The following is a 12,815-nucleotide window of genomic DNA, read 5'->3' as shown; positions in this document are numbered from 1 at the left end:
CTTTTTTTGTTTCGTTCCTTGCGTTTGCCGCTTCGTCTTGAAGCAACTCTAATAATTTACCACGGATGTAATGTCATTGCAATAGTTTTTTAAAAGAAATGTTAAATCTCCTTACATAACATTATCCCGTATTCGTTTACATTCTATGCATATGCCTATAAAAAGGTGATAACGGCAGTCTTATGATTATATGCTTCCGGTCTGTTTACCTCTTCCACCGTCCATTCTTCTTCCAAATAAGGTCCCATCCTCACCACAAAAAATGCACATCGAAAACCCAGTCGCCCATTCCATTCCTGCCAATAACTCTTAAACTCCAAATCACTAAGATAATAATCTGGCATCTTGAAACAGTTCATGTGATATCCCACGTCTGTTAATCAAAAAAAACCGAACTCAAGCAAATCGAGTTCGGTTTTTTCATTTAGCTGAAACACTTTATCTCAACTGTCATTATTTAGGAGCGATTACGCATTTGCGGGAAGAGCAGTACGTCCCGGATGGATGGTGCGTTCGTCAACAGCATGATCAGACGATCGATACCGATGCCCAATCCTCCTGTAGGCGGCATGCCATATTCAAGGGACTCCAAGAAGTCCTCGTCCATTTCATGTGCTTCATCGTTTCCTTGTTCTTTTTCTTTCACCTGTGCTTCGAAACGCTCACGCTGATCGATTGGATCATTCAGCTCGGAGAAGGCATTACCATGCTCTCTTCCTACTATGAATACTTCAAAGCGATCCGTGAAGCGCTCATCCTCTGGATTCTTTTTCGCCAGCGGAGAGATCTCCACCGGGTGTCCATATATGAACGTCGGCTGAATAAGCTTGTCCTCTACGCGCTGTTCGAAGAATTCATTCACGATATGGCCAAATGTCATTGTGTCTTTGATGTCGATGTCATTTTCCTTCGCTAGAGCTTTCGCTTCCTCATCGCTCATATGCTTCCAGAAATCCACACCTGTATATTCTTTTACAGCATCAACCATATGCAGACGTTTCCACTTCGGTTCAAGATTGATTTCATGCTCACCATAAGGAATGACTGTTTTACCTAATACGTCTTTCGCTACATGAGCGATCAGGTTTTCTGTCAATTCCATGATTGTATCCATGTCACCATACGCTTCATACAATTCAAGCATGGTGAATTCCGGGTTATGACGCGTGGATACACCTTCATTACGGAATACACGGCCGATTTCGTATACTTTTTCCAATCCGCCGACGATTAAACGTTTCAAATGAAGCTCAATTGCTATACGCATATAAAGTGGGATATCCAAAGCATTGTGATGGGTGATGAACGGACGAGCTGCCGCTCCACCCGGAATGCTGTGCATCAATGGTGTTTCCACTTCCAAGTATCCGATATCGTCCAAGTAACGACGGATGCTTTGGATGATTTTACTGCGAGTGATGAATGTCTGTTTAGAATCCGGGTTCACAATCAAATCAAGGTAACGCTGGCGATAACGCTGTTCGATATCCGTCAAGCCGTGGAATTTATCAGGAAGCGGACGAAGAGCCTTGGACAAGATGTCAAAGGAAGTAGCCTTAACGGAAAGCTCTCCTACATTCGTCTTGAACATAACCCCTGTAATACCGACGATATCACCTAGATCCGCGCTGCTGAATAGCTCATAAGCTTCATCGCCAACCTGGTCTTTACGAACATAAAGCTGGATCTGGCCGCTCAGGTCCTGCAAATGCGCAAAACCCGCTTTACCTTTTCCACGTTTTGTCATCAGACGACCCGCAATCGTCACTTCTGCTTTTTTCTCTTCCAGCTCTTCTTTACTGAAAGCATCAAATGCAGCTATAAGCTCTTCGGATTGATGCGTACGCTCAAATCTGGCACCGAACGGGTTATAACCTTGGTTCATGAGCTGTTCCATCTTATCGCGGCGCACCTGCATCTGATCGTTTAATTCTTCACTCATCCTGTTCACTCCCATTTCTTCTATATTCAGTCTCTAACATGCTAAAAAAACTGCCAGTATGACTGGCAGTATTGTTCGTCCTCAAAAAATGCGAGGCGTATCGCATTGCTACCTCGTATAAGTATAGAAAAGCAGCACTGCCGTGTCAACAAAGCGCGCCCGATTAAGACATCGCGATGGATGCTTCCGCTTGGTCCGCGAAATCATACAGCGCATCAAGCATTTCTTCCTTCGTGTTCGTCATATTAATCAGCTTCCGCACTTTCCCTGTACCTTCCAAACCTTTCAAATACCAAGCAGCGTGCTTCCGCATTTCCAAAATCGCAACTTTTTCACCTTTGAGACGAATCAAACGATCCATATGCAGTACACATACGTCTATCTTCTCACGCGGTTTCGGTTCATCCAGTAACTCTCCTGTTTCAAGATAATGAACCGTCCGGTATATCATCCATGGGTCCCCAAGGGCAGCACGGCCGATCATGACAGCATCAACACCCGTCTCATCCAATCGCTGCTTGGCAAGCTGAGGTGTTGTGATATCGCCATTTCCGATGACAGGAATGGAAACAGATTCTTTTACTTGGCGAATGATGTCCCAGTTGGCCAATCCATCATAATGCTGTTCACGCGTTCGGCCATGCAAGGCCACAGCCGCTGCGCCGGCTTCCTGGAGAGCCTGCGCATTTTCCACAGCATAGATGGTGCTGTCATCCCAACCCGTGCGCATCTTGACTGTCACTGGCTTATTCACTTCTTTTACAACTGCAGAAACCAACTCATAAATTTTCTCCGGCTGCAAAAGCCAGCGGGAGCCCGCCATGTTCTTTGTGATCTTCGGCGCTGGACACCCCATGTTGATATCGATAATATCAGCTGTTGTGTTCAGGTCGACGAACTTGGCAGCTTCCAGTAACGTCTCAGGGTTGGAACCGAAGATTTGTAAGCTCATCGGCTTTTCTTGTTCATCTATATAAAGCATGTTCATCGTTTTAGCGTTCCGAGTCACGATGCCGTTGTCACTGATCATTTCTGCACAGACTATACCCGCTCCGAATTCTTTTACAGTCAATCGGAAAGCGGAGTTACTGATACCAGCCATCGGCGCCAATACAACTCGGTTCTTGATGGTGATATCGCCAATATTGAACAACGTCACTACCTCCTATAAAGTCTATTGCACTATATTTAAAGAACCCCATATTCTTACGCCTTGCACATCCTGTTTGGCCATTGCATCGAGCCAATCCGTCACCCGTATTCCCTTCAGCAGAAAATCTGGTGCTATATCAGCTAATGGCACTAATACGAAAGCTCGTTCATGCATGCGCGGATGGGGGATGATAAGTTCTTCAATATCCATATTTTCATTACTATACAGCAAAATGTCAAGGTCGACTGTCCGCGGTCCCCAGCGGATGATCCGTTCACGCCCCAGTTCCTGTTCTATCCTTTGACAGACAGAAAGAAGTTCCCTAGGCGATAAACTCGTTTGTACTTCTGCGACCAAGTTCAAAAACTGTCCTTGGTTTTCATAGCCCACAGGATCGGTTTCATACACGGTTGAAACTTGTTTCAGCTCTATACACGAATGATTCTGCAATTGCTCGATGGCCTGCCGTAAATACGTCTCGCGCGGGTGGATATTCGATCCAAGCGCAATATAAGCTTGCTTCATCATCGTTCCCGCCGTATTTCCACTGCGACAGATTCATAATGACCAGCAATCGGGGGATCAGGCTTGGTGACTTTCACCGTGCATGCTTCCAATAAAGGAAATGCTGCAAACAATTGCTTGGCAATATCTTCTGCCACCGCCTCCACCAGGTTTTTCGCCTGTCCTTCGACAACTTCCTTGATGACCTCAAAAGCTTGTCCATAATGAATCGACTGCGTCATGTCATCCGACTCTCCAGCTGCACGGAGATCCAGTTCCAGTACAGCATCCACCATAAAACGCTGGCCTAATTTGTTTTCTTCCGGAAACAAACCATGGTAACCGTAAAATCGTAGTTGGTTCAAATATATCTTATCCATTGTTTAATCCTCCCCAATCAGTGCATCCATCATCTTCACAAGGCGCGCTGTCTGTTTTACTTCATGCACCCGGACCATATGCACGCCCTTGGTCATGCCAAATGCAGTTGTTGCCATTGTACCTTCATCGCGTTCACCAGCAGGCAAATCAAGCACCATTCCAATGAATCTTTTTCTGGATGTACCAAGGAGTACAGGATAGCCCATGGCCGTTATCTTATCCAGCTGACGCATTGCAGCCATATTTTCCTCAAAAGACTTCACAAAACCGATGCCTGGATCCAGCCAAATATCCTTCCGCTCCACACCAGCATCCAAGGCAATCGCGATACTTTCCTCCAAGTCCGCAACCATATCCGTTAATAAATCATCATAATGCGCTATCCTTCGGTTATGCATCAAGATGATCGGCACTTTGTATCGCGCTGCTACTCCAGCCATATCCGGATCATATTTCGCTCCCCATATATCATTGATGATCGATGCGCCTGCCTCAATAGCAGCTTCTGCCGTTTTTGCTTTGTACGTATCGATTGAAATCGGCAGGTCCACAGCTGCTTTGATTGCCTGTATTGCTGGCACTACACGGGCAATCTCTTCATCTGCTGGCACTGGTTCGAATCCTGGTCTCGTCGATTCGCCGCCTATATCCAAAATATCAGCACCTTCTGCCTCAAGCTTTTGCGCCTGTCTGACAGCTGCTTCTATATCCGTGTAACTCCCTCCATCCGAAAACGAATCCGGTGTCACATTGATGATTCCCATAACAAGTGTCTGCTTGGAAAGGTCATATTCTTTTTTGCCTATTTTACGCTTCATTTCCCGCCAACCTCTCGTTCAATCTGTCTTTATTAGTGTACACGAATTTCCGCATAAAAAAACACCCCCGCCTTGGGAGGCAGGGGCTTTTCGGGTTCATCAATCTTCGAATTGGTAAAGCGGTGTGGAGAGGTAACGCTCTCCATTACTAGGAACGATGGCCAACACTTTTTTGCCTGGTCCAAGTTCTTTGGCGACCTTTTTAGCCGCAAAGATGGCAGCTCCTGTAGAGACACCGCCAAGCAACCCTTCCTTGGCAGCTGTTTCCCTAGCAGTCGCATACGCTTCGTCATTCTCCACTTGAATGATTTCAGAATAAATATCCGTATCCAAAATGGATGGGACGAATCCCGCACCAATACCCTGGATCTTATGCGGACCTGGTTTCCCGCCAGATAGAACTGGTGAGCTGGATGGCTCTACAGCCACGATCCGGATATCCTGATTCAATTCTTTCAGAACCTTACCAACACCGGTAATGGTACCGCCTGTTCCGATACCAGCTACAAATGCATCAAGGTCGCCCCCGAATTCAGCCGCAATCTCTTTGCCTGTTGTACGTGCATGGATGGCAGGGTTTGCTTCATTATTGAACTGCTGCGGCATGAAATAACCATGTTCCTTCTGCAACTCTTCCGCTTTCTGAATGGCACCCTTCATGCCTTCTGCACCAGGAGTCAATACAAGCTCTGCTCCATAAGCACGAAGCAGGTTGCGTCTTTCCATGCTCATCGTATCCGGCATGACAAGAATGGCTTTATAGCCTTTGATTGCTGCCACTAAAGCAAGACCGATACCTGTGTTACCGCTTGTCGGCTCGATGATTGTATCACCTTGCTTCAAGCTGCCTTTTTCTTCTGCATCCTCAATCATTGCAAGTGCAATCCTATCTTTTACCGATCCGCCCGGATTTTGGAATTCAAGCTTTACATAAATCTCGGCACTGTCCGTGTCCGCTGTACGATTGAGCTTCACGATTGGTGTGTTACCGATCAATTCAGAAATGGATGATGCAATTGCCATGATTATTCCCCCTAATTCCCACTATTTTAATTGGATTTATTTAACTGTAAGCAAATTATCGCTAAAAGTCAAACCAAATGAGAGAGGTTTATCGAAGCAGTGCTTTCAATTCATCTTCCGTAAACGTATAACTTTCATTACAGAAGTGGCAGTTGGCTTCTGCACCATGGTCTTCATCGATCATCGCTTGAATCTCTTCGTTCCCAAGGCTCTTGATAGCGTTCTCGATGCGCTCTTTGGAGCACTGGCAAGTAAAGCTGACCGGCATCGTGTCCAAGAAGTTGATATTATCTTCTCCAATCAGCTTCTCAAGGATTTGTTCCGGTGTGTTTCCTTCCCTGATCAAAGTGGAGATCGGGGCAATGGAGCTGATTCGCTCTTCCAGCTGCGTAATGATTGCATCGTCCGCTCCCGGCAGCACTTGCAGGATGAATCCGCCAGCAGCAAGGATGGTATGATCCGGATTTACCAATACACCCGCACCTACTGCAGAAGGTACCTGTTCAGAGTTAGCGAAATAATACGTGAAGTCTTCTCCGATTTCCCCGGAAACGATCGGAACTTGTCCAGTGAACATCTCTTTCAAGCCTAAATCTTTGGCTACACTCAATGTTCCGACAGTACCGACAGCACGGGAGACATCCAGTTTCCCGATGGAGTTCAGTTCAAAATCGACATGCGGGTTCGTGATATAACCGCGCACCTCACCTTTTGCATTGCTGTCCACGATGATCGGTCCGACTGGTCCGTCACCTTCCACTTTTACGGTAAGCTTGTCTTCTCCTTTAAGCATTACGCCCATCATCGTGCTGATTGTGAGCGTACGGCCAAGTGCTGCCGATGCTGTCGCCCATGTATCATGGCGGCGGCGTGCTTCTTCCACCAATTCTGTCGATTGTATTGCATAAGCACGGATATTTCCGTTGAATCCTGTCGCTTTAATTAAATAATCACCCATGAGAGCAATGTCACTCCTTCTATATATACCAACCGTTATCGGCCTATTTTTTCCACAAGGTATTGTTTATCTTATCATAATCCCACATGTAAATCCCTTTATATGTTTACTATACCCAAACATAGAAAAAAGGCCTCCCGAAAGGAGACCTTTTTCATTATGATCTTGGACGATCATCTGAACCGCCGTCTTGACGGGGTTCATCTTCTGGAATTCCTGATTGTTCCCGTGGAGCGGCAGTATCCTCGTCGATGGCTCTGTCATCGGCTGGTGTTACTTCCTTTTCCTCCTGCGGCTGGATAGTGACAGTCACTTCGTCGTCTTCATCCTTAACCAGGCTGGTTCTTTTTTCAGATTTGCTGCGTTCAGCTGCAATCTCTTCCTCGCTCGGAAGACGTCCTTTATCAAACAATGTTTGAATCTGGAAAGCATCCAATGTTTCGATCTCAAGCAACGTCTGCGCGATCAGCTCAAGCTTCTCTTTGTTTTCAGTGAGAATCTGCTTTGCACGTGCATAACATTGATTGATGAAGTTTTGTACTTCTTGATCGATTTCATAAGCGATTGCATCGCTGTATGTTTGTTCATTCTGGATATCACGGCCAAGGAATACATTGCCACCGCTGCTAGTGAACTGCAACGGACCAATCTTATCACTCATGCCGTATTCGGTAACCATCTTACGGGCAATGCCTGTTGCACGCTGGAAGTCATTATGAGCGCCGGTACTAACTTCGCCAAAGATGACTTCCTCTGCTACTCGCCCTCCAAGTAGACCGGTGATCTTATCAAGCAATTCCGGCTTGGTCATGAAGTAGCGGTCTTCCCTAGGAAGCATGACAGCGTAACCGCCGGCTTGGCCGCGAGGAACGATTGTTACTTTATGGACCATATCGGCATCATCGAGCACCATGCCGATTACGGTATGTCCACTTTCATGATAGGCGACGATATTGCGTTCTTTCTTGGAAATGACACGGCTTTTCTTCGCTGGACCAGCAATGACACGGTCAATTGCTTCATCAACGTCGTCCATGATGATCTGCTTACGGTCACTTCGCGCAGCGACAAGTGCTGCTTCGTTCAATAGGTTCTCAAGATCGGCTCCGGAGAATCCTGGTGTCCGCATCGCGATGGTACGCAGATTGACGGACTCATCAAGCGGTTTGTTGCGGGCATGCACTTTCAAGACTGCCTCACGTCCGCCTAAATCAGGACGGTCGACTGTGATCTGACGGTCGAAACGACCTGGACGAAGAAGGGCTGGGTCAAGAATGTCTGCACGGTTTGTCGCCGCGATGATGATGATACCTTCATTGGCGCCAAAACCATCCATTTCGACAAGCAATTGGTTCAATGTCTGCTCACGCTCATCGTGTCCGCCGCCTAATCCGGCTCCACGCTGACGACCTACAGCATCGATCTCATCGATGAAGATGATACAAGGTGCATTTTTCTTTGCATTTTCGAACAAATCACGTACACGGGATGCACCGACCCCTACAAACATCTCCACGAAATCCGAACCACTGATAGAGAAGAATGGTACGCCAGCTTCCCCTGCAACCGCACGGGCAAGCAATGTTTTACCTGTTCCCGGAGGTCCCACAAGAAGGACACCCTTCGGAATGCGTGCTCCCACAGCAGAGAATTTACGAGGATCTTTCAGGAAGTCAACGACCTCGACAAGTTCCTGTTTCTCTTCATCTGCTCCGGCTACATCACGGAACTTCACTTTCTTCTTCTCTTCACTGTACATTTTCGCCTTGCTCTTACCAAAGTTCATCACACGGCTGCCTCCGCCTTGTGCTTGGCTCATGAAGAACAAGAACAGCAATACAAGCAGCAAGATAGGGAAGAGTGATGTCAGAAGTGTCTGCCAGAAGCTTGGCTGCGGCTCTTCGTCGGTGTTCACTTTAACATTTTGATCTTGTGCAGTAGCGATGATATCATTCATCAGCTGTTCATTCTGAGGTATCTCAGCCTGGAACTGCGTGTTATCCTGCGTCTCGCCTCGTATCGTAAAGATATTATTAGTAGGCTGGACAGTCATGCTTTGTATATCACCACTCTCAAGAGTGGTCCTGAATTTGTTAATGTCGTACTCTTCGATTTCATTCGTCTGATTCTTGAATAAGTTGATCACACCGATAATGACTACAAAAATTATTATAACCATTAAGGTATTACGGAACACTTTGCTCATTGCCTACCTCCTCCCAAACGAGAAAACTATAGTAAATACTACCATATGCAAAACCTGCTATACAACTAAATACCCTTTACCTTATGTAAAAGGAAGCTATTCCATGCCAAGACCGATTATTCGGACTGGGCGCCGCCATATACTTCCGGTTTCAAAACACCGATATACGGCAAATTGCGGTACTTCTCCTGATAATCCAGACCATAACCTACTACGAATTCATTTGGCACACGGAAACCGACCAAGTCCGCTTGGATCTTAGCCGTACGACCTGAAGGCTTATCAAGCAGTGTGACAATCTTAATCGATTTCGCTTTCCGGTATTTGAACAAATCAACCAGATAGCTCAGCGTAAGTCCGCTGTCGATGATATCCTCGATGATCAAAAGATCTCTGCCTTCCACTTTTGTGTCCAGATCTTTGACGATTTTCACTTCGCCAGTGGATGTCATGCCGCCAGCATAGCTGGATACGTCCATGAAGTCCATCTCAAGATGTGTATCGATATGACGAAGCACATCGGACATGAATGGAAGGGCGCCTTTCAATACACCGATAGCGAGCGGGAAGGAATCTTTATACTCCTCTGTAAGCTGCCTGCCGATCTCAGCGCATTTCGCTTCGATCTCTTCCTTCGTAATCAATATCTTCTCAATCTCATCATGCATTGCTCGGTCCTCCTGTATGTTCCCCATTTTTCGCTTGGTAGCACAGACGTAAATAACTGCCTGATTCTCCTGTTGTTCTGCCTGTTTCCCCTTTTCTTAAACCGATAAGCCATAAAATAGTGCCAGTCGCATCCTCCACAATCGGCCAATCCTGCCTTTTATCAGCTGGAATTTTTTCATCAATGAAAATATCTTTTACTTTTTTTGTCCCTCTCATTCCGCGCAGTCTCATTTTGTCACCATTTTTCCTTGTGCGTACCCGTAAAGGCAGCGCGACATCTTCAAGTGGCAATACGAAGACACGGGAATCGTTTTCCGTGGGATGAGGGGTAAAAGTAGCCTTTAACAGAGATCCATCAGGTAACGTGACGCATCCGGGAGCGTGTAATGTATAGTGGAATAAGTCTTTTGTACCGCTGCGGAAAGAAACCACAAAACGGCCATAGGACTTTGTCAGTTGTAATCCTGCCGGAAAATCTAGAGAGCTGTTTGCTTTAGAGCTAGCTATCAGTTCAAAAAATTGCGCTTCGTGCCGATGATGCAAGTCCACCGGAAGCGCTTGATACAGATACATCAATATTAGATGATACACTCTTCTTTGTAAAGCAATCGGGTATGTAAGAAAACGTTCTGTTTCAAAGGCTGCCGTCTGTTTATCGGCATCATATTCCACTACTTCTTCAAACATTTCCACAGCCTGTCCCATCATGTATGCTTCATCTGCTTTAAGCGCTTCGCTAAAGCGTTGGGCATGCTGATGGAAGCTCGGATATTCCTTTTTGATCGGAGCCAGGATGCGGTGCCGGAAGAGATTGCGAGTATAATCCTCCGAGTCATTGGACGGATCGATGCGATAGGGTATGTCATGCTGTTCACAATATTGTTGAATTTGTGCTTTGCTGCATGAAAGCATCGGCCGCACGATTTCTCCGCCGGCAAAGGGTCGCCTGATATCCATCCCGCTGACAGCAGCAGGATTGGATCCCCGCGCAAGCCGCATCAGAATGGTTTCAGCTTGATCATCTCCGTGATGTGCCAGAAACAGAGCATCGGCTTTGTAATGATTCATTCGCTCTTCAAAGTAACGGTAGCGCATTTCCCTGGCAGCGACCTGGGTACTCTGATGGTGTGCTTCTTTCCAGCCCAAAACATCCAATGTTACAACTTCTGACTCAATACTCCATTTTTCGCAATATGATTCTACGAACTCTGCATCCAGACGGGATTCCTCACCGCGCAGCCCGTGATCGACGCTCAAGGCAATGATGCGCCATCCCCGCTGCTGCCGATATTTGTGGAGGAAGTGAAGTAAAGCCATCGAATCAGGTCCTCCGGATATCCCTGCTAGGATAGTGCTATTTTCCTTCCATAATCCGTGTCTATCCATAAATGCTGTCACAGTCTGTTCCATTTACCTTCATCCTTATGTAGTTGCTGCATTTATCGTACCACTTATATGGGTGGACAAAAAGCTTATTGCAGCAGATAAAACGCATAGCAAACGATGGCATAGATGCTTAGTGCAATTGGCTCACCTAATCCTGTCTTGTTTCGGCTGTTTTTTGTCATCCTGGAAGGTGTCACTGCTTGAGACGGGGATTTAGTTTTCATCAAAAGTCTCATGAGATCTTTTTTCATCCCGGCACTGTCCGTATATTTTCCTTCCAATGCTTTCTCCAGGGTAGGACGCAGCTTTCCAGCAAGCTTGATCGCCTTATTCAGGGTGACTTTCGGTGCCTCGCCTTTTGAAAATCTCCTGCCGTTGACAATCTCCAAAGATGTCATCGCAAGTGCAAACAAATCATATGAAGGTTCTGCTTTCCTGCTGCCCATACCCCAATGTCCGCGATCATAGAATTCGGTGTATTCCTTGATTGCCCTTCCCTGCTGTGTCGTGCCGCCGACATCCACCCACCGGAGCCTGACTGGATTCTCGGAGACAACCAGATTATCGAGTTTCAAATCACCAAAAACCCATCCCGCCCGATGAAGCTGATCCAAATCTTCCAGCAATCCCAGCAGCAAGATCGGAAGCCATTCCATTCCTTTTACTTTAATGTATGAATCAAGTCTGCTCCCCTCGATATATTCCATCACATAAAAGGTATACAGCTTCCCGCTTGGGCTGACATAATCATCCGTATCAAACAAACAAGGCCCGAGGAGATGTCCCTGGACCTTTTTCAGTGATTGCAGCACTTTCACTTCCATTGTCATCGAGGTGCGTTTATCACTGATTTTCAAAGCGGCATAGGCGCCCTTCATCTCTGTAAGATAAACCGATCCGATCGCCCCGCTCCCAAGTTTTCGGATAAGCGGGTAACTTCCTTGATGCCACTTGCCCGATAACCGGATACCCGTCCGTATATCAGCTGCCGAATTCTTCATATTCCGTCATCCTGTCATTTTCCGGACGCTTCACAAGCGACTGGCGGCTGAATTCATGTATCGCTTCCCTAAGCGCAGGCCCGGTCGGAGTCACGCCACCTGTAGCAAGCTTCGGAAAGACAGAAGATACGTTTTCCAGTCGATCCGTCCACTCCATCACTTTGACAGCCGCCTCTCTTTTTCCTGGGAAACCGAAGATGGTGAACTTATTATTGCCAAGTCGTGCGTTCATGCTTATCGATAGGTCGATCAAGGCCTCTTTCACCACTGGCAGCTTATGGTGCATGCTGGCACTTGTATCGACAAGGATGAGCACTTCCAAGTTGGCTGTCTCACTTATCTCTTCGACAACCTCCAAAACATCCCCTCTTTTATCCGGCGGCAAGTCGTCCAATGTATTTCCAGGACCCAGTATCTGTTTCAGCTCTTTATTGACTACCCCTTCGATCGTTTGGGTCATCGCTTGTTTCGTGACCATTTGGACTGTCTCTGTCAGAGCTTGCTTAAAAATCAGCTGGCTTACACCGCCGCCCGCTTTTGCGATATTCTCCACTTCCTCCAGACTGAGGGAGTGTTCCGTATGCCCTTCTTCCAGAATACCGATTACATTGACCGTGATATGTTGCGCATAAGCTAAAGCAGCGACCGCGGCCGGGTCTTCCCCGCGGTTGGAGCATCCATCTGTTATCAGCAGGATTTGTTTGAGCGTACTCGGTTTCATCGTTATCCCTCTTCTCCATTCGTTATCTCCATCATCGACGGGAAAAGAAGATA

The 12,815-nt window shown here is 46.7% G+C and carries 12 protein-coding genes; all 12 read right to left on the bottom strand.

Annotated elements, in window-relative coordinates; all coding sequences use genetic code 11:
- Positions 1 to 457: 457 nt before the first annotated feature.
- A complete protein-coding gene (gene lysS / locus SFC66_RS17040; RefSeq protein WP_411219907.1) occupies positions 458 to 1,942 on the bottom strand; it encodes a lysine--tRNA ligase in 1,485 nt (494 codons plus the stop codon).
- A gap of 163 nt (positions 1,943 to 2,105) precedes the next feature.
- Positions 2,106 to 3,095, bottom strand: a complete 990-nt coding sequence (gene dusB / locus SFC66_RS17035; RefSeq protein ID WP_411219906.1) for a tRNA dihydrouridine synthase DusB — start codon at positions 3,093 to 3,095, stop codon at positions 2,106 to 2,108.
- A 21-nt stretch (positions 3,096 to 3,116) separates the two neighbouring features.
- Entirely contained in the window at positions 3,117 to 3,623 is a 507-nt protein-coding gene (folK, locus tag SFC66_RS17030) for a 2-amino-4-hydroxy-6-hydroxymethyldihydropteridine diphosphokinase (RefSeq protein ID WP_411219905.1), read from the bottom strand.
- Entirely contained in the window at positions 3,620 to 3,979 is a 360-nt protein-coding gene (gene folB / locus SFC66_RS17025; protein WP_411219904.1) for a dihydroneopterin aldolase, read from the bottom strand. The genes folK and folB overlap by 4 nt, the downstream gene beginning before the upstream one ends.
- 3 nt (positions 3,980 to 3,982) lie before the next feature.
- Positions 3,983 to 4,798: a dihydropteroate synthase gene (gene folP / locus SFC66_RS17020; protein WP_411219903.1), complete on the bottom strand. Its 816-nt coding sequence runs from the start codon at positions 4,796 to 4,798 to the stop codon at positions 3,983 to 3,985.
- A 99-nt stretch (positions 4,799 to 4,897) separates the two neighbouring features.
- Complete coding sequence (gene cysK / locus SFC66_RS17015) at positions 4,898 to 5,821, bottom strand: cysteine synthase A (protein WP_411219902.1); 924 nt, start codon at positions 5,819 to 5,821, stop codon at positions 4,898 to 4,900.
- Positions 5,822 to 5,909: 88 nt separating this feature from the next.
- On the bottom strand, positions 5,910 to 6,779 hold the full coding sequence (hslO, locus tag SFC66_RS17010) for an Hsp33 family molecular chaperone HslO (protein ID WP_411219901.1): 870 nt from the start codon (positions 6,777 to 6,779) through the stop codon (positions 5,910 to 5,912).
- 157 nt (positions 6,780 to 6,936) lie between these two features.
- Entirely contained in the window at positions 6,937 to 8,985 is a 2,049-nt protein-coding gene (gene ftsH / locus SFC66_RS17005) for an ATP-dependent zinc metalloprotease FtsH (protein WP_411219900.1), read from the bottom strand.
- A 116-nt stretch (positions 8,986 to 9,101) separates the two neighbouring features.
- Positions 9,102 to 9,653, bottom strand: coding sequence for a hypoxanthine phosphoribosyltransferase (gene hpt, locus SFC66_RS17000; protein WP_411219899.1), 552 nt, complete (start codon positions 9,651 to 9,653; stop codon positions 9,102 to 9,104).
- The gene (gene tilS, locus SFC66_RS16995) at positions 9,646 to 11,064 is read right to left on the bottom strand and encodes a tRNA lysidine(34) synthetase TilS (RefSeq protein ID WP_411219898.1); all 1,419 of its coding nucleotides are present in this window, start codon (positions 11,062 to 11,064) and stop codon (positions 9,646 to 9,648) included. The genes hpt and tilS overlap by 8 nt, the downstream gene beginning before the upstream one ends.
- A gap of 62 nt (positions 11,065 to 11,126) precedes the next feature.
- Entirely contained in the window at positions 11,127 to 12,041 is a 915-nt protein-coding gene (locus tag SFC66_RS16990) for a protein kinase domain-containing protein (RefSeq protein WP_411219897.1), read from the bottom strand.
- Positions 12,022 to 12,762, bottom strand: coding sequence for a hypothetical protein (locus SFC66_RS16985; RefSeq protein WP_411219896.1), 741 nt, complete (start codon positions 12,760 to 12,762; stop codon positions 12,022 to 12,024). Before SFC66_RS16985 ends, SFC66_RS16990 begins: the two co-directional genes overlap by 20 nt.
- Between the last annotated feature and the right edge of the window lie 53 nt (positions 12,763 to 12,815).

Source organism: Terribacillus saccharophilus (assembly GCF_046592895.1).
GTDB lineage: Bacteria > Bacillota > Bacilli > Bacillales > Amphibacillaceae > Terribacillus > Terribacillus saccharophilus_D.
Note: the sequence above shows the minus strand (reverse complement) of the source record. Positions and strands in the feature narration are given on the sequence as shown.

Excerpts from the sequence above, each read along its gene's own strand:
- lysS (WP_411219907.1), bottom strand. The coding sequence starts at position 1,942 with ATGAGTGAAGAATTAAACGATCAGATGCAGGTGCGCCGCGATAAGATG.
- folK (WP_411219905.1), bottom strand. The coding sequence starts at position 3,623 with ATGATGAAGCAAGCTTATATTGCGCTTGGATCGAATATCCACCCGCGC.
- folB (WP_411219904.1), bottom strand. The coding sequence starts at position 3,979 with ATGGATAAGATATATTTGAACCAACTACGATTTTACGGTTACCATGGT.
- folP (WP_411219903.1), bottom strand. The coding sequence starts at position 4,798 with ATGAAGCGTAAAATAGGCAAAAAAGAATATGACCTTTCCAAGCAGACA.
- cysK (WP_411219902.1), bottom strand. The coding sequence starts at position 5,821 with ATGGCAATTGCATCATCCATTTCTGAATTGATCGGTAACACACCAATC.
- hslO (WP_411219901.1), bottom strand. The coding sequence starts at position 6,779 with ATGGGTGATTATTTAATTAAAGCGACAGGATTCAACGGAAATATCCGT.
- ftsH (WP_411219900.1), bottom strand. The coding sequence starts at position 8,985 with ATGAGCAAAGTGTTCCGTAATACCTTAATGGTTATAATAATTTTTGTA.
- hpt (WP_411219899.1), bottom strand. The coding sequence starts at position 9,653 with ATGCATGATGAGATTGAGAAGATATTGATTACGAAGGAAGAGATCGAA.
- tilS (WP_411219898.1), bottom strand. The coding sequence starts at position 11,064 with ATGGAACAGACTGTGACAGCATTTATGGATAGACACGGATTATGGAAG.
- SFC66_RS16990 (WP_411219897.1), bottom strand. The coding sequence starts at position 12,041 with ATGAAGAATTCGGCAGCTGATATACGGACGGGTATCCGGTTATCGGGC.
- SFC66_RS16985 (WP_411219896.1), bottom strand. The coding sequence starts at position 12,762 with ATGAAACCGAGTACGCTCAAACAAATCCTGCTGATAACAGATGGATGC.